The following is a 16,939-nucleotide window of genomic DNA, read 5'->3' as shown; positions in this document are numbered from 1 at the left end:
CAATCGATAATTACGACTGTTTTGTTTTGATTTCCACTTGTTTTTTCTCATGATGCCATTTGATTTTCCAATCATAATAATCGCCAAAGTCACGTAAAGAAATCATCCGCATGTGAGCACCAGACTTTTCCGAGAAATTTATGCCAGTGACTTCTTTTCCATCTATAAGCAGCTTGGCAGAATGATTTCCCTTTCCCTTCAGCTTATGGAAAAGAGCATCTTCGGTTTCACCTGCTCTTGCCCCATTTATTCGGTAGCCCGTGCGATGGAACTTGGAGTTGATGCCTTCTTTCGTCGTAAACGTTACCGATATTCCTGCCGCTTCTGTCAGCTCCAATATAGTTTCATTATAGGCACCGTATGGGAAAGCAAGCGCACTCACCGTATTGCCGAGCTCGCTCCGCAGTCTTTCTTCTGCCTTAAACAGATCATTACTCAACCGCTGCACATACTCCTCGTTCGTTTCCATCTTTTTCTTATCTTTATCATAACTCAGTTTGGACATGACCGGTGCTTCATTCCCGTGTTCATTCACTACGCCATAATGATGCATGTCAAAGGTGTGGCTCATAAAGCTCATCCCAGCTTGCTGCATTTCCCTCATCTGATCCCAAGTCAGCTTAGGCGTTCCTGGCTTTGTACGATCATCAATCGTCGAGACGATAACAAAGTTAACAGCAGGGTAACCGTATTCCTTCAAAATAGGATAAGCAAGCTTATAAAAGCTTTCGTACCCGTCATCAAATGTAATCAACAACGCATTGTCGGGCACGCTGCCTTTCCCTTGCATAAAGTTTACGTACTGTTTGATACTGATCACTTGAAAACCATTCTGCTTCACGAGCTGCATCTGCTTTTTAAATCGCTCTACAGCAATAATTCCATCAGACTCAGGTTTTATTGCTATATCATGATACATAAGAACAGCGACCTGCTCTGAATAATAAACATTCTCTTTTTTGGAAGGTACACTAAACAATTCTAACTGTGTATCAAACGCTGTCTCCAAATATTGCTCCGACACCATAAGCCTGTCATTTTGAATCATCGCAGGCGCTTTACCCTCTAGCTTTGTACCATTTACGATAAATTGAATGTCGCTTACCTCGTTCTCATTCGAACATCCTGTAAGCAGCCATCCAACCATCATGGCGACGGCAATTACGATTGCGAGCGCTGTTTGTTTCTTTTGATCCATTTTGTTTTCCTCCTTGGCTACCCAACTAATGGATAGTTTAGAGGAAGGATCTTATCGACTGCGTTTATTGCCGCTTAACATATGCTTAAAGAATTCTTAAGTTTTTTGCTGCGCTAATGGGAAGCTCATTTCGAAGATCGTCTCCTTAGCGGTGCTGCTAACCGATATCCGTCCATTTTGCGCTTCGATAATACTTTTAGTAATCGCGAGTCCAAGGCCTGTCCCTCCCGACCCCGACTCTGTAGATCTTGATCGATCAACACGGTAGAAGCGGTCAAAAATAAAAGGAACATCTTGGGCCGGAATTTGCTCGCCATAATTAATGATTCGAATGACAGCCCTATCCTGTCTATTCTCTATTTGCAAATCAATAATCTTGCCTGAGCTGCCATATTGAATGGCGTTCGTCATTAAATTATCGTAGGCGCGTGCGAGCAGGTCCCCGTCTGCCATAATGAACAATGTGCTTTCTTTGGTTAGAATATTGCAGCTCATCTTTGCTTTCTCAAGGCTTGGAACAAATTCCTCTGCAAGCTGCAAGGCGAATCCTACAATATCTAATTCAGAAAGCTCTAGCGGCATGCCATTGTTTAACTTCGTATATTCAAACAGATCATCGATCAATCGTTTCAAGTGCTTCGATTTCTCATAAGCGATGTTTACGAAATATCGAAGCTCTACCTCATCCTGATAGCGATCCTGATCAATCAATTCAAGAAACCCTAATATAGAAGTAAGCGGTGTGCGCAAATCATGCGATACACCAGTAATTAAATCATTTTTTGACTTCTCGGCATTTCGCTCATCCTGCAGGAGCTGATTGAACTGCTCGCCTAATACATTTATGCTGCTTGCAATTTCCCCAAGCTCATCTGCCGCTTTGACTGGAATGACATAATCAAGCTTCCCAGCTCCCAGCTGCTGCAGTCCATAGCGTATTTCCTTTAAATACATAATCATGTTCCTACTCGTCCAGAAAAATAGAGCAAGAAACAGCAAGCAGCCGAAAATCGCAATGACAGGGGTAGAACCGATATTATTTACGATCCAAATCAATGTTCGATCATACGATGTGTATTCTATGAGCACATAGGCAAGCAAATGTCCCGCAATAACGAAGCATAACATAAGACCCAAGCTTTGTAAGAAAGCGAGGATAAAGGATAATCGAATCGTACGGAAAAACTTATAGCTCTTTTTATTTTCACTTCCCCCACTGTTTTTTCCGTCTTGATCTCGTTTCAAGTCACGCTGGTCAAGCTTTCTGTAGCTGATCACAAAGATGAAGATGGCCGCAGCAGTTACTATAGGGGTGGAGCCTATATTCTCTATTGCCCACTTGATCGACTTGTCGTATGGAGGAATGTATAACATAAACCATAGAAGCATCCGACCAATAACAGCAAACAGCAATGCTGCTCCAACACTTGCAGCAGCTGCCTTTATATTGAATTTGTACTTGTTCTTCATGATTTCAACACCTTTATTTGAGAGGTTTTGCAAGTAAATCGGTTAAGGAAGACGATGCCCACACTCAGGTTATAGCGCATCCATTTTATAGCCAATCCCCCAAACTGTTTTTATGAATTTGGGATTTTGGGTGTCCTTCTCGATTTTTTCTCGGATTTTACGGATGTGCACCATTACCGTGTTTTTGGATTCCATAAAAGGCTCGTTCCAAGCGCTCTCATAAATTTTGTCCATGCTAAGGACAATACCGCGATTGATGGCCAGCAAGTTAAGAATGGAAAATTCACGAGGCGTCAGCTTAATTTCCTGTCGATCAACGGTTACAGTGTGTGTTGCCGTATTTATAATGAGATCATCAATGATGATTTCATTGTCATTATGAATCGCCTTCGAATGAAATTGCTTCGCCCTGCGAATATGCGATTTGACGCTCGCAAGCAATACCAAAGGGCTAAATGGCTTGGTTACATATTCGTCTGCCCCTAAGCTTAAACCCGATATTTTATCGATATCCTGTGTTTTAGCAGACAGCATAATAATCGGAATATGGTTTTGCTCCCGAATTTTCATACATGCCTCAAGCCCGTCCATTACAGGCATCATCACATCGAGAATAATGAGGTCCACTTTATGATTATTCAGCTTCTCCAGAGCTTCAAGTCCATTAGATGCCTTTAACATCGTAAACCCTTCATTTTTAAAATAAATTTCCATAAGACTTAAAATTTCTTTCTCGTCGTCTACCATTAGAATGGTTTCTCTAGTCATGCTTGTACTCCCTCCTGCTTGTGCTCCATTTAAATATAACATGATCTGTATCCGTTGGTTCATTTATGTATGTTATGCAACTGCTGAAGAAAATAAAAAAGGAGCAGACTTCGCTTGAACGCGTAAGCAAGCTCCCGATGATTATATGATTCCCTTACTCAGTCGTTGACGTTTTTTCATTGCTTTCTCCGGCAGCTGCTCCATCCGGTGGCGCGGGATCTTCTTTCGCAAGCATTTCTTGACCTTTAACCTGCAAAATACCAAGTGCCGCGTTTAGATCTTGTTTGTCTTCCTTCACCTTTTTCATTTCTTCCTTAACAGCTGTTATGAATTCCTCATAGAAGCTGTCAGGCAGCTTATCATGATCCTTGTAGCTATTAAATGTACTTGGCTTTAATTCATAAAATGCCGCATAATTATGTCCTTCAGCATTTGTTATATATTTCGTGCGAACTGGCAAGCCATTGTAATTGTTCGACTTCGATTTCACTCTCGCAAAATCATCGCTTGTCACATAGTTAAGAAAACCCCATGCGACATCTTTGTTCGGAGATTCCGCTCGAATCGCAAACAGCATATTGAAAGACATAAAATTCGATTCATCAGGACTCAGCTGTCCAACAGGAGCCGTCACAACATCCCAATTTTTCACAACCTTCTCTTTTAGTGATGGATAGTCGCTTGCTTGCTTAATTTGGTTAATATAGTTTGTATCTTGCAGGGTCATCGCTAATCTGCCAGAAATGAAAGGATCAGATAACAAATAGTCCTCATAGGTTTGCGACATAGCTCCATCCTGGTTATTTAATCGTTCAAAATAGATCGCATTCGATTCCTCAGCGTCCAATGCCTGCTGGAATGCAGCTTGCCATGAATCCGTATGAATTGTCATTTGTTTTTTTGCAGCATTTACATAACTAACTTTCTCAGACTCCGCAAACATACTGGCCATATCAAATAAATCCTCGCGATACCCCATCTTTAAACCGTATACCCGCTCCTTAACATCACCTTCGGCCGGGAAGCGTCGCGCCAATTGCAACGTTTCATTCCAGCTCATCCGACTCGTTGGAGGCTCAACTTGGTATTTTTCAAATAAATCCTTGTTATAGTAAAGAACCTGGCTGAAGAAGCCCGGAGACAAGCCATACACTTTGCCGCCGCCCAGCTCTCTCAAATAATCAAGCATACCAGGGATCAATCCCTCCGTTTCGTATTTTCCCTTCTCCATAAATGCTTCAAGATCATAAAGCTTGCCATCGACTGCCCATTGTTTAAATTTCTCAGGGTCAAGCATTACAATATCTGGCTGCTCTTCTTCAATAAATGTATTAAATGCAGCATCATAATCTGCTGGTTCTCCGCTATAAATCGATTGATTGCTTACAACTTCAATTTCTACTTTTGGATATAATGCCGAGAACACCATGCCATAGTCTTGAAAGAACGAACCTTCATCGTAATACATGACTTTTAGAGTCGACTGCTTATTTTTATTCATATCATTATTGTCCCCTCCAAAGCTGCAGCCTGTTACCAATAATGCAAAAACAACTAACGGTATGAACAATTTTGATATTACTTTCATCTTTCGTTTCTCTCCCTCTCCACTTACCCCTAATATGTATCCCTATCCTGCTAATAGATAGTTTAGAGGAAGAAACTTACTAATTATCTCTATTGCTTCTTAAAATTAGCTTAATAAATCCTTAAGTTTTACAATGTGCTGTGCGCTGCAGGGGCACCCCATTTCGAATATCATCTATAGCAGCTCATAAGCTCCGATAACCTGCATTGCAGAAACCGCAACAGAAACCTGAAATGAAGCACGAAGTGAGGAGCTGCATTGCAGTTATGCAGTAGAAACTCCCTTAAGAATGATTAACTTGCCGGAATTAATGATTTCTACTGTAAAAACTGCAACGTAGCAATGTGCAGCTCACTCCAAAGCGGATTCTATTGTACGAAATGCAATGTAGGTGGCGGCAGCTGCTATACCCATCATTTTTCGCTTCAAAAAACCTGCCGCAGCTGCGTTTCTGGGAGATTATAAATAAGCAGAAAAAAAGGACACAATCCCTCTTAAGGGCTGTGTCCTTTTTTCCTCTAAAGCTTATGCTTATACGGCTTTTTTGTAAAAGGGCTTTAAAACGAGACCTAGTATTTTGCGCAGCGGCCCAGGGAACGAACGTACATCCTCCGGTGTTACGACACGGAGCGCTGCGAGCAAAATGAGATAAAGTCCGCCTACAACAGCGGATGCAACAGCAGCTGCTAAGAAATAGGACAGCTTATCCGCCCATGCACCCGTTATAGCCAGCACCCCGTACTCAGCGCCCCAGCCTGCGAGAGCAGGTACAGCGATTGCGATCATATAGGCTATCCATTTGCCGCCAAGAACGTTCAAGTTAACGTCCTTGTTAATGCTTCTTAAATTCAGATACGTAATGACAATAAAACAAATGGATGATCCAATAATGAATCCATATACGCCGAGCACAGGCGCGAGCGCTAGACTGAACAGCACTTTAAGCGCTAACCCAATAAACGTATGGTTCATAGGCAGTTTTGGCTTGTTTAGCCCATACAGAATCGAATTGGAAATCATCATCGTTATTTGAAAAATCGCTCCTGCTGTAAGCATGGCAACTGTACCGCTGCCGCTCGGAGTCGTAAATAAGAGTCCCGTAACAGAATAGGATGCCACAGCCAGCAGCAGCGCAACCGGTACGCCGGTAAACAATACAATTCGCATGACGAGCGACGACTGACGCTGTACTTCCTTCATATTATTCAAAGCAAATGCCGATGAAATGATCGGAATAATTGAAGCGCCGAGCGCAATTGCCAGAATTGGAGGGATACCTGCTATTCCCATCGCCTTCGTGGAGTAATCTGCCAATGCTTTTGTTGCCGAATTCTCATTGTAGAAAGACTGCGTCAATCTCATAAATATAGTGATATCAAAAAAGTATAAAAGCTGTACAGTCATAGCCGTTACGACTGCAGGAATGGAAGTGCCGAATATTTCTTTATATATGGTTCGATAAGGCAGGTTGGAGGTCGATTTTACTGACTTATCCTTGCCTGTGACAGCTGATTTCGCTAGCTCTGATTGATCCTGTTTTTTCAGCTTCCGCCAAAACCACATCATAACCGAGAATGCGCCTATACTTCCAAGCACGGAGCCGAAGGCAATGGCTGCAGCACCATATTTATCTCCCCAGCCCCAGCCAAGCACGATTAGCGCTAGTCCGATTCCGCCGATGAGCCGCAAAATTTGTTCCATGATTTGAGAAATACCGCCAGCTGACATGATCTGTCTGCCTTGGAAATAACCTCGCATCATCGCAATAATCGGAAACAGCAGCAGCGCAGGCGCTATAGCCTGCAGCGATAACGCAGCATCCGGCACCTTCGAGAACCGTTCATAAGCTGGTGCAAAAACAAACATCGCAGTGGCAAGCAATATCCCTGTCACTGCTCCAAACATTAGTGCCGCTCGATAAATCCGCTTAGCTTCATCGGGCCTGCCAAGTGCATACCGCTGTGAAATCATTCTACTAATTGATAGCGGTATACCGCCCGTAGCAATCGTTAGCAGCAATAAGTAGATCGTATTCGCTGAGTTAAATGCCGCCTGTCCGGCAGCTCCCAGCATATATTCGAGCGGAATCCGCTGGAACAAGCCGAGAAACCGGACGACTAAAGCTGCGGCTGCCAGTATTATTGTGCCTTTAATTAATGAGTCTTTTTTTAGCATAATGGTCTGTCAAAGTCTCCCTATCCTTTATTGCCAATTGGCTCCAGTGGCTGATGATTGCCGCGAACAGGCACTGCTGCATAGGATGGAGCTGCCCAGCGTACGCCATTCTGAATCACTTGCAAAACTTGCGGGTTATAGTAGGTTGGATATGTCTCATGTCCCGGACGGAAATAAAAGATTTTGCCTTGGCCGCGATTAAATGTGCAGCCGCTGCGGAACACCTCTCCGCCTTCAAACCAGCTCACGAAGACAAGCTCGTCCGGCGCCGGGATATCAAAGTGCTCGCCATACATTTCCTCATGCTCAAGCGTAATGTATTCAGGCAAGCCAGCTGCAATCGGATGCGCTGGATTTACGACCCAAATTCTTTCCTTCTCGCCCGCTTCGCGCCATTTCAAATCACAGCCTGTGCCCATTAGTTTCTTGAAAATTTTTGAGAAGTGACCGGAGTGAAGCACGATTAAGCCCATACCTGCAAGTACACGCTGCTGAACGCGGTCTACGATGGCGTCATCTACCTGGTCATGCCCCATATGTCCCCACCATATTAGAACATCCGTATTGGCTAGGCGCTCCTCTGTAAGGCCATGCTCTGGCTCCTCAAGCGTTGCTGTTGCCACTTCTATATCGCCGCTTGCAATCCCTTTGGCTAACGCTTGATGAATGCCATCTGGATATACATTTTTGACTTCCTCGTGAATCTTCTCATGCAAAAACTCATTCCATACGGTTACTTTTATCATTGAACGATCCACCTTTTATTCATTTATTTAATTAAAGACAAGCCAAAGTACAAACAACACGATCATTGCCAGCTGCAAAATAATCTTCACGACAACGCTGGAAAACAACCCTACTACCGAACCCAAACCAACCTTGAGCGCTTTATCATAACGTGTTCCAATAATCATCTCACCAATTACGGCACCGACAAAAGGACCGATTATGAGACCCAGTGCTGGAATGACGAAGGGACCGAAGATAAGGCCAATTGTACTGCCGATCACTGAGGCTCGTGAGCCTCCAAATCGCTTGACTCCCCAAGCGCTAACCGCATAATCAGCGACAAACAGCACGATCACGATTACCGTTTGGATGAACCAGAACCAAAAACCAAATTCACTAAACGAGAAAAATAATCCATAGACGAAAAACGCGCCATAAATGGCAAGAGCTCCCGGAAGAATAGGATAAACAGCTCCTGCCATCCCCACTACAAATAATAGAACAACTAATGTCCAACCCAAAATATCCATACGTTTCTCATCCCTTCAGAAGGTAACGTTTAATCACCTCTGCGACTCCATGCTCGTTATTCGTAAAGGTGATGAAGTCTGCGGCTTCCTTGACCGCTTCTTGCGCATTTCCCATCGCTACGCCTAAGCCGGCTTCGCGAATCGCCGCAATATCGTTCAAGCTATCGCCAACGGCGATGACTTGCGACATTTCGATGTTAAGCAAGCCGCAAAGCTCTTGAAGAGCGCTTGCCTTGGATACGCCGAGCGGATTAAGCTCCAAATTCGACGGCGATGAATTCGTGATCTCAAGCGCCCCCCAGCTTTGCACCTCAGCGAGCAGCTTCTCTCTAATGCTGTCATCCTCTGTGTAATAGCCGAATTTCAACCAATGATGCGAAGCATAATCATCAGCAGGCGTAATCCATTTTTCTTTATTGAAAACTTCATCGGCTGTATAAGCCCAGAACCACGGCTCGCCATGTGCGAGAGCAAGCTCATGCAGCCTTTGTACGTATACGTGGCTTAGATGCGTGCGTTTATGCAGCACATGCGGACGATGCCATATCTCGCTGCCGTTTACTGTAATCATAGGTGTCTCCAGCTTCAATTGCTCTGCATAAGGCAACGCACTGCGAAAACCTCTTCCTGTTGAGAAGCTGACAATGACTCCAGCATCAAGCGCTTTTTGAATCCATTCCGCATTTTCCGTACTGATTTCACTCTGCTCATTCAACAATGTTCCGTCCATATCAAGCGCAAGCAATTTATAATCTCCCAATATTGTGCCTCCTCATAAATGCCGTACAATGATGTTACCTAACTAGTAAATTATTTTAGCACATTTACGACAGATTCCAAATGAAAGTCGTTCTAAAAAACGCGAATTGCTTATGATTGATTAGAAAAAAAGGAGCAGCCTCCGCTTGTTCGCGTAAGCATGCTCCTATCCTTTACACATTTCCTTACTTACTCCGTAGTTACAACCGAAGATGAAGCTCCACCGCTTTCCGAGGTTGCTGCTCCTTCAGTTGGCACAGGATCTTCCTTCAACAGCATTTCCTGGCCTTTAACTTGTAAAATATCAAGCGCTGCATCCAGTTCCTGTTCCTTTTTCTTCACCTTGTCAAGTTCCGTTTTTGCAGCTCCTCTAAAATCGCCCCAGAAGCTTTGCGGCAGCTTATCAAAATCCTTATAACTATTAAAAGTGCTCGGTTTTAAATTATAAAATGCTGCAAAATTACGTCCTTCTGTATCCGTAATATATTTGGTGCGTACTGGCATGCCATTATAATTGTTCGACTTCGCTTTCACTCTCGCAAAATCATCGCTAGTCACATAACTAAGAAATTTCCATGCAACGTCCTTATTCGGAGAGTCCGTTCTAATGGCAAATATGTTGTTGAAAGACATCATATTGGATTGGTCCGGATTTTGCTCACCGACAGGCACGGTGACAATATCCCAGTTTTTGACGACTTTATCTTTTACTTTTTCATATTCAGATGCTTGCTTGATTTGATTAATATAGTTGGTATCGGAGATCGTCATCGCCAAACGTCCAGATATGAACGGATCTCTTAACAAATAATCCTCATAGGTTTGTGACATATTGGACTCTTGATTGTTCATGCTTTCAAAAAATAGCGCGTTCGAATCCACAGCATCGATTGCTTGCTGGAATGCCATTTTCCACGAATCCGTATTGATCGTCATTTGCTTTTGTGCAGCATTTACATAGTTAACATTTTCGGATGCAGCAAACATGCTGGCCACTTCAAACAGATCTTCACCATAGCCCATTTTCAGCCCATATACCCGTTCCTTCACATCCCCTTCTGTTGGGAAGCGGCGTGCCAATTGGATCGTTTCGTTCCAGCTCATGCGATCTTTGGGAAGCTCGATTTGGTATTTTTCAAATAAGTCCTTATTGTAGAAAAGAACCTGACTATAAAAGCTTGGAGTCATGCCGAATACTTGACCGCCGCCCAGCTCTCTCAAATAATCAAGCATGCCGGGAATGAGTCCCTCGGCTTCATACTTTTCCTTCTCCATTATTGCATCAAGATCATACAGCTTGCCATCTAGCGCCAGCTTCTTGTATTGTTCGGTATCCAGCATCAGTATGTCAGGCTGCTCTTCCTCAATGAACTTTGCCAGTGCAGCATCCATATCCTTATTGTCACCTTGATACATTTTCTGGTTCTCTACGACATCAATTTCAACATTTGGAAATAATGCGGAGAAAACCATACCGTATTCCTGAAAGAAAGATCCCTCATCATAATACATAACCTTCAATGCAGTCTGTTCCGTTTCCTTTTCGTTTTTGTCTCCCCCAAAGCTGCAACCAGTTACCATTAATGCAATGATTACGATCGGTATCACAAATTTCGAAAGCACTTTCATCTTCAATTCTCTCTCCTCTTCATTTTCCTCCTAATATGTACCAATTACATTACGATTCTTTTTGGATAAAAGTTGCAGTAATACACCTTTTCTTGAAATAAATATGAAAAAAGCATCCATATCGGATGCTTTTTAGGATTATTATGCTAATTTTCTTAACCGCAGCTTTTTGATTACAATGCCATGCGATGGCGAGAACAAAAAAGCGATAACGAACAATAATGAAGCTGCGCAAACCATACAGCCTGCGATTGAAGCATCTAATAGAACAGCGGCGCCATAACCAATGAACGTGCTTGCTATGCCGACTGCAACACTTAAAACGATCATGAGGCCGAGCCGATCGGTCAATAAATAAGCGGTGGATGCCGGAATAATGAGCAAGCCTACAACGAGTATGGCTCCTACGCTCTCAAAGGAGCTGACTGTAGCCATAGAGACGAGACCCATTAATAAATAATGAAAGACCGCTACAGGTATGCCGATTGCCGCCGCAAGGGCTGGATCAAACGCGCATAACTTGAATTGCTTATAAAATAAACCGATGACGGACGTAATAATAAGGAGTGTTGTGCCAAGCAGCCATACGGCCTTCGGTCCCATATTTACGCCGCCAAGCTCCCAAATATTCCAGTGTACATATGCAATCTCACCGTACAAAATCGCATCCTGGTCCAAATGCACCTGACGAGCATACAAACTTACGAGAACGACGCCAATTGCAAAAAGAGCAGTGAACACGACCCCGATCGAGGCATCGGATTGTATGCCGCTTTGCTGAAACATTTGAATGAGGAAGGTCGTCAGCAACCCGCATAATAGAGCAGCGAACATCATGAGCAGCGAATCCCGCGATCCGCTAAGCAGAAAAGCAATAACGATGCCGGGCATGACAGAGTGGCTAATGGCATCACCGATCATCGCCATTTTGCGAAGCACGAGAAATACGCCAAGAATGCCGCAGCAGCTTGCTACTAGAGCACCCGTAAGCAAAATCCAGAAGTCGCTCATAAAGCCGCCTCCTTCTTCACATGGCCCTCGAGAAGCGGCTCTGTGTCACGATTGAAGCGCTGCTTCACTTTTTGGCGAAGCAGTCGTTTTGCTAGTAATCCGCGCTGCGGACCAAATAGTATTGAAATGCAGAAGAGAAGTGTGGCAGCAAGCACCGTTACGGGACCCGTAGGCAAATTAGATACCGAAGCACTAATCCAAGTGCCTGCTGCGCCGCTGATTGCACCGAATATGCCTGACAATACAACCATGAGCCCAAGGCGATCCGTCCAGTATCTAGCTGATACAGCCGGCGTAATCAGCAATGCAGCTACCAGTACGACACCTACCGCCTGTATGCCTGCTACGACAGCGACTACGATCAGAAGCATGAGCAGCTGCTCAAGAAAGGCAACTGGATACCCGATGCCTCTAGCAAACCCGGGATCAAAAGAAATAATTTTAAACTGCTTAAAGAGCAGCGTGCACACCGTAATAAGAGACACACATACGACTGTCATCGTTATAACGTCAGATGCAATCATTGAAGCCGCCTGCCCGAACAAAAACTTATCCAAGCCAGCTTGATTGCCATAGCTGCCATGCTGAATTAGTGTGAGCAGCACGATACCGAGGCCAAAAAATCCTGACAATACGATCCCCATCGCCGCATCCTGCTTAAGCTTGGAGTTTCGAGTAATGTATCCAATGCCAAACGTTGCAATAAGGCCAGCTATGCCAGCTCCAATGAGAAATAGTCCAATTGATTTAACGCCAGTAAGCATAAATGCGATGCATATGCCTGGCAATGCTGCATGAGCTAAAGTATCGCCCATTAAGCTTTGTTTTCTAAGATACGAGAAGCAACCAATCACTCCGCTGCTTAAGCCAAGCATCGTACAGCCGAGAAATATCCATTGCATATTCGGATCGGACAGCATCGTCCATATTCTATCCATGAATTACTCACCCTTTCCGTCAAAACGTGACGGAGACTGCATGCTGCGATCAAGAAAGGCCAGTCTGCCGCCGTAAGTACGTTGTAATTGCTCCTGTGTAAAGGTTTTCTCTGTTTTGCCAAATGCCTGAAGCTCTACATTCAGAAGCAGCACGGAGTCGAAATAATCTTGCACGGTCGCTAGATCATGATGGACAACGATGACCGTTTTCCCTTGCAGCTTCAGCTCCTGTAGCAATGTGATAATCGCTTTCTCTGTAGCCGCGTCTACGCCTGCAAACGGTTCATCCATAAAGTACAGCTTTGCATCCTGTGCCAGCGCGCGTGCAAGGAACACACGCTGTTGCTGTCCGCCAGAGAGCTGACTGATTTGTCTGCCCGCATAATCGGCCATACCAACCTTGTTCAGGCACTCCATCGCGATAGCCTTATCCTTCGCGCTTGGACGACGGAACCAGCCTAAATGACCATAACGGCCCATGAGTACAACATCAAGCGCATTCGTCGGAAAATCCCAATCGACCGACTCTCGCTGCGGGACATAACCGATCATTTTCCGCTGCTGCTTATAGGACTTCCCATACACTAGCACTTCTCCGCTAATGCTCGGTATGAGGCCAAGAGCCGCCTTCATCAATGTCGATTTACCGGCGCCATTGGGCCCGATTACACCGACTAGCTCACCCTCAGTTACTTCGAACGACACGTTCCGAAGCACTGGTTTCTTCTGATAAGCAACACTTAATCCCTTGATCGTAAGCGGAGCAAGTTGATTCCTATTTTGCTTGGCTGCAGTTTGAGAATAGTTCATATCTATCACTCACTTTCCTTGCCTTTTTTATGTTATTTCAATGCGGCTACTATCGTATCCACGTTATGCTTAACCATACCGATATACGTTCCTTCAACTGTACCGGCATCTCCCATTGCGTCAGAGTAAAGCTCTCCGCCAATCACCACCTCATGGCCTAAGCTCTTTGCTCCTTCTATGACCGACTCAATCGATTTTTTCGGAACGCTGGATTCGATAAAAACAGCTTTTATTTTCTTCTCAACTAAGTAGTCGCGCAGCTTACTGACATCCTTCGAGCCGTACTCAGACATCGTATTCATACCTTGCAAACCCGTGACAGTTAGACCGTATGCTTCACCAAAATATCCAAATGCATCGTGTGCAGTTACAAGAATACGATTGGCCTCTGGAAGAAGGGCGATTTGCTCCTTCGCATAAGTATCCAGCTCCTCAAGCTGCTTGATGTAAGCTGCCGCATGCTCTTTGTAGTCGTCGGCATGGGTAGGATCCTTCTCCACCAAAGTATCGCGAACGACTTCTGTAGCAGAAATCCAAAGCTTTACATTAAACCAGATGTGCGGATCATGCATGCCGGCACCTTGCCCAGGTGCAGAATGCAGCTGATCTTCCTTCAGATACTTCGAGATGGCAATTGTTGGCTTGCGCTTCTCCAGCTTCTCGAACAACTCGCCCATTTTCCCCTCTAGATGCAAGCCGTTATAAAAAATAAGGTCCGCATTGTCCAGCTTGCTCACATCACCTTGCGACGCTTTGTATAGATGGGGATCGATTCCTGCACCCATCAGTCCGCTCACTTCCACAAACTCGCCGCCTACCTGCTGAGCAATATCCGCTATCATTCCCGTAGTCGTTGTAATCTTCAGCTTGCCGCTCCCGTCAGACACCTCTTCCTGCCCGCAGGCTGATACCATCATTGCCGCCACCGTCAAAAAAATAAGAGTCATAATGAATCTGCGAAGAGCAGAATTCGTCTTGTACGCTTTATTCATAACTGATATCTCCTCCATCCCTATCATTTTTAATATGCAATATAGTTTGCCCTTATGAATCTTAGTTTACCTAATGCCTTTTTTTTAATTATATACAAAAAAGTTGCTCTAGTGCAACATTTATTTTGAATGATGCTCTGCCAATAAAAAAAAAGGCAGATCGGAGCGGATGCTCCAACCTGCCTTACAAAATGGTTTTTGTCAATTATTCGTTCGTTCCTGCCCCTGCAGCAGTATTATTCGCTGCAGTATTATCAGCAGTATTATCAGCAGTATTATCAGCAGTATTATTCGCAGCATCATTCGTAACTGGTGTCTTCTTCTTAGGCACACCGTACAAACCAATCTCTTCGTCGTAAGCATCGAAAATTTTACGCGCGATTGGTGATGCTCCGTAACTCCCGAAACCACCATCAGGTACAACAACAGCTACAGCAAGCTTTGGCTTATCAGCTGGTGCATAAGCGATAAACACCGCATTTTCTGCAGTCCGGCCCTTCACAGATTGCTGCGAGGTTCCCGTCTTCCGATTATAGGTGTAATCCACACCTTCAAAACCTTGCGAGTTAACCTTCGACATGCCTAGCTCAATTTCTTTCCAATATTCAATCGGATATTTTACTTCATTCAAAATCTCAGGCGTATATCCTTGAATGACATTGCCATCTGAATCTTTAATTTCGTTAACAAATTGCGGCTTCATCCGTTTGCCGCGATTGGCAAGCATTGCGGTATATTGTGCAAGCTGCAAGGTTGTATAACGACCTTGTTGACCGAAGGAGGCTTGAACAAGCGCTGACTGCGAACTGGCGTTTTTCGCCTCATTAAAGTACTCAATAATGCCCTTCGTTTCGTTAGGCAAGCCGCTTTCCGTCAGTACACCAAGACCAAATTGCTTCATGTATTCGTCCCAAATTTCTACGCCGCTCTTGCCATTTTTCGGGTCTCTTCTATAAAGCTTATCCCCAACCATAGCTGCCATAAACGTATTGGAAGAATGTTGAATAGCTTGGGCTCCATCAATGTAGCCATACGATTTGAATTGGGAGTTACGGATATAGGTCTCGTACCCTGCTCTACCATACGAGAATCTCCCATTATCTAAATAAGTACTTGACGTCTTAAACAATTTCTCGTTCAATCCAACAAGAACGGATAATGGCTTCAATACAGAACCCGAGGGAAGGATAGAAGAAGGATGCTCATTGCGCTCCTCTTCGGAATACTTGCCAAAAACCGTTCGAATCGTACCGTTGGATAATATGTTTTGGAAGTTTTCGTAATCCTCTTTACTAATGCGACCGCCTGACCATATATTGGAATCATAATCCGGCATACTCGCCATCGCCACGATTTTCCCCGTATCTACTTCCATTGCTACCGCGAATCCGGTTTGTGCATATTTGGCACGCTCATATTTGTTCGTAGACGTTGATATTTTTTTGAGCTGATCCATAATTGCCGTTTCCGTTTTTAATTGTACGTTTTTGTTAATGGTTAAATAAAGATCGGACCCCTTTGTAGGGTTCGTAATTTGCATGGGTCCAATAATACGTTCAGCATTATTAACCGGATATGTTTTTAAACCATTTTTGCCGCGCAGCACATCCTGATACATCCGTTCAAGACCGTCGAAGCCAACATCCTCCTCATCCAAATATCTCAGAGTCGGATCTTCCTCTGTCGTCTTTTCCTTGTAAAAATCCACGTTCTCACGAACCGTATTAAACTTCTTTAAATACCCAACGAGCTGCACCGCAATCGAATCCGTGTCATAGTTCCGGACGCTTTCCTCCATGATATCTACACCTTTGAATGCTGTGCGGTTTTCCATGAAATAAGCAATCTCTTCATTCGTAAGGCCGGATTTGATCCTCCTTGGGGTCGAGATGTTATTCCGTTTAAAATCAAGATCCATCTGGCGAATAATGTCGTCAACCGTCATCGCTTTGGCAGGATTGCCAAGCTCCGTAAATATTTCAAAAAGTTTCTGCGCCATCTCTTTTGCACTAGCAGTCGCTTTCTCAAGCTTAAGCTCAGGCTGAATCGTAAAGTAGATGGACTGGGTCGATGTCGAATAGGCAATCGCATGACCTGTAGAATCGTAAATATTGCCCCTTATCGGCGGAATCTTCACGCTTCGTGTACTTTTGCCGATCCCTTCAGCGCTAAGTATTGGCCCCTCCACAAATTGCAAAATGGCTAATCTTACGATTAATATACTAAACAATGCGAACGTAATAAAGAAGAATAAATTCAAGCGAAACGAAAAATGACGTCGATTTATAATTTCCCTTTTTTGCGGATCATCTTGCATGTTTAATCACCTCATATCCTTCTCT

General features: G+C 44.1%; 14 protein-coding genes. All 14 read right to left on the bottom strand.

Going from position 1 to position 16,939, the window contains the following annotated elements; genetic code table 11:
- Nucleotides 1–10: 10 nt before the first annotated feature.
- The 14 genes from AC787_RS03160 to AC787_RS03095 all read right to left on the bottom strand — a co-directional run bounded on the left by AC787_RS03160 (nucleotide 11) and on the right by AC787_RS03095 (nucleotide 16,914).
- Nucleotides 11–1,198: a polysaccharide deacetylase family protein gene (locus tag AC787_RS03160; protein ID WP_054023458.1), complete on the bottom strand. Its 1,188-nt coding sequence runs from the start codon at nucleotides 1,196–1,198 to the stop codon at nucleotides 11–13.
- 96 nt (nucleotides 1,199–1,294) lie between these two features.
- Nucleotides 1,295–2,668, bottom strand: a complete 1,374-nt coding sequence (locus AC787_RS03155) for a HAMP domain-containing sensor histidine kinase (protein WP_321166093.1) — start codon at nucleotides 2,666–2,668, stop codon at nucleotides 1,295–1,297.
- A gap of 69 nt (nucleotides 2,669–2,737) precedes the next feature.
- Nucleotides 2,738–3,436, bottom strand: a complete 699-nt coding sequence (locus AC787_RS03150) for a response regulator transcription factor (protein ID WP_054023457.1) — start codon at nucleotides 3,434–3,436, stop codon at nucleotides 2,738–2,740.
- Nucleotides 3,437–3,590: 154 nt separating this feature from the next.
- The gene (locus tag AC787_RS03145; protein WP_054023456.1) at nucleotides 3,591–5,024 is read right to left on the bottom strand and encodes an ABC transporter substrate-binding protein; all 1,434 of its coding nucleotides are present in this window, start codon (nucleotides 5,022–5,024) and stop codon (nucleotides 3,591–3,593) included.
- 531 nt (nucleotides 5,025–5,555) lie between these two features.
- Nucleotides 5,556–7,199, bottom strand: a complete 1,644-nt coding sequence (locus AC787_RS03140) for a polysaccharide biosynthesis protein (protein ID WP_054023455.1) — start codon at nucleotides 7,197–7,199, stop codon at nucleotides 5,556–5,558.
- Nucleotides 7,200–7,219: 20 nt separating this feature from the next.
- Nucleotides 7,220–7,945, bottom strand: a complete 726-nt coding sequence (locus tag AC787_RS03135; RefSeq protein WP_054023454.1) for a ThuA domain-containing protein — start codon at nucleotides 7,943–7,945, stop codon at nucleotides 7,220–7,222.
- Nucleotides 7,946–7,972: 27 nt separating this feature from the next.
- Nucleotides 7,973–8,458: a DUF456 domain-containing protein gene (locus AC787_RS03130; RefSeq protein WP_054023453.1), complete on the bottom strand. Its 486-nt coding sequence runs from the start codon at nucleotides 8,456–8,458 to the stop codon at nucleotides 7,973–7,975.
- Nucleotides 8,459–8,465: 7 nt separating this feature from the next.
- Entirely contained in the window at nucleotides 8,466–9,218 is a 753-nt protein-coding gene (locus tag AC787_RS03125; RefSeq protein ID WP_082360610.1) for a Cof-type HAD-IIB family hydrolase, read from the bottom strand.
- Nucleotides 9,219–9,406: 188 nt separating this feature from the next.
- Nucleotides 9,407–10,846, bottom strand: coding sequence for an ABC transporter substrate-binding protein (locus AC787_RS03120; protein WP_054023452.1), 1,440 nt, complete (start codon nucleotides 10,844–10,846; stop codon nucleotides 9,407–9,409).
- A 141-nt stretch (nucleotides 10,847–10,987) separates the two neighbouring features.
- Nucleotides 10,988–11,857, bottom strand: a complete 870-nt coding sequence (locus AC787_RS03115; protein WP_054023451.1) for a metal ABC transporter permease — start codon at nucleotides 11,855–11,857, stop codon at nucleotides 10,988–10,990.
- The gene (locus AC787_RS03110) at nucleotides 11,854–12,795 is read right to left on the bottom strand and encodes a metal ABC transporter permease (protein WP_054023450.1); all 942 of its coding nucleotides are present in this window, start codon (nucleotides 12,793–12,795) and stop codon (nucleotides 11,854–11,856) included. The genes AC787_RS03115 and AC787_RS03110 overlap by 4 nt, the downstream gene beginning before the upstream one ends.
- A gap of 3 nt (nucleotides 12,796–12,798) precedes the next feature.
- Complete coding sequence (locus tag AC787_RS03105; RefSeq protein WP_054023449.1) at nucleotides 12,799–13,605, bottom strand: metal ABC transporter ATP-binding protein; 807 nt, start codon at nucleotides 13,603–13,605, stop codon at nucleotides 12,799–12,801.
- Nucleotides 13,606–13,637: 32 nt separating this feature from the next.
- Entirely contained in the window at nucleotides 13,638–14,597 is a 960-nt protein-coding gene (locus tag AC787_RS03100; RefSeq protein ID WP_152970572.1) for a metal ABC transporter solute-binding protein, Zn/Mn family, read from the bottom strand.
- A gap of 205 nt (nucleotides 14,598–14,802) precedes the next feature.
- Entirely contained in the window at nucleotides 14,803–16,914 is a 2,112-nt protein-coding gene (locus AC787_RS03095) for a peptidoglycan D,D-transpeptidase FtsI family protein (protein WP_054023447.1), read from the bottom strand.
- Between the last annotated feature and the right edge of the window lie 25 nt (nucleotides 16,915–16,939).

This window comes from Bacillus sp. FJAT-28004, from assembly GCF_001280845.1.
GTDB lineage: Bacteria > Bacillota > Bacilli > Paenibacillales > Paenibacillaceae > Pristimantibacillus.
Note: the sequence above shows the minus strand (reverse complement) of the source record. Positions and strands in the feature narration are given on the sequence as shown.

Coding starts and splice junctions, on each gene's coding strand:
- AC787_RS03160 (WP_054023458.1), bottom strand. CDS start 1,198: ATGGATCAAAAGAAACAAACAGCGCTCGCAATCGTAATTGCCGTCGCC.
- AC787_RS03155 (WP_321166093.1), bottom strand. CDS start 2,668: ATGAAGAACAAGTACAAATTCAATATAAAGGCAGCTGCTGCAAGTGTT.
- AC787_RS03150 (WP_054023457.1), bottom strand. CDS start 3,436: ATGACTAGAGAAACCATTCTAATGGTAGACGACGAGAAAGAAATTTTA.
- AC787_RS03145 (WP_054023456.1), bottom strand. CDS start 5,024: ATGAAAGTAATATCAAAATTGTTCATACCGTTAGTTGTTTTTGCATTA.
- AC787_RS03140 (WP_054023455.1), bottom strand. CDS start 7,199: ATGCTAAAAAAAGACTCATTAATTAAAGGCACAATAATACTGGCAGCC.
- AC787_RS03135 (WP_054023454.1), bottom strand. CDS start 7,945: ATGATAAAAGTAACCGTATGGAATGAGTTTTTGCATGAGAAGATTCAC.
- AC787_RS03130 (WP_054023453.1), bottom strand. CDS start 8,458: ATGGATATTTTGGGTTGGACATTAGTTGTTCTATTATTTGTAGTGGGG.
- AC787_RS03120 (WP_054023452.1), bottom strand. CDS start 10,846: ATGAAAGTGCTTTCGAAATTTGTGATACCGATCGTAATCATTGCATTA.
- AC787_RS03115 (WP_054023451.1), bottom strand. CDS start 11,857: ATGAGCGACTTCTGGATTTTGCTTACGGGTGCTCTAGTAGCAAGCTGC.
- AC787_RS03110 (WP_054023450.1), bottom strand. CDS start 12,795: ATGGATAGAATATGGACGATGCTGTCCGATCCGAATATGCAATGGATA.
- AC787_RS03105 (WP_054023449.1), bottom strand. CDS start 13,605: ATGAACTATTCTCAAACTGCAGCCAAGCAAAATAGGAATCAACTTGCT.
- AC787_RS03100 (WP_152970572.1), bottom strand. CDS start 14,597: ATGAATAAAGCGTACAAGACGAATTCTGCTCTTCGCAGATTCATTATG.
- AC787_RS03095 (WP_054023447.1), bottom strand. CDS start 16,914: ATGCAAGATGATCCGCAAAAAAGGGAAATTATAAATCGACGTCATTTT.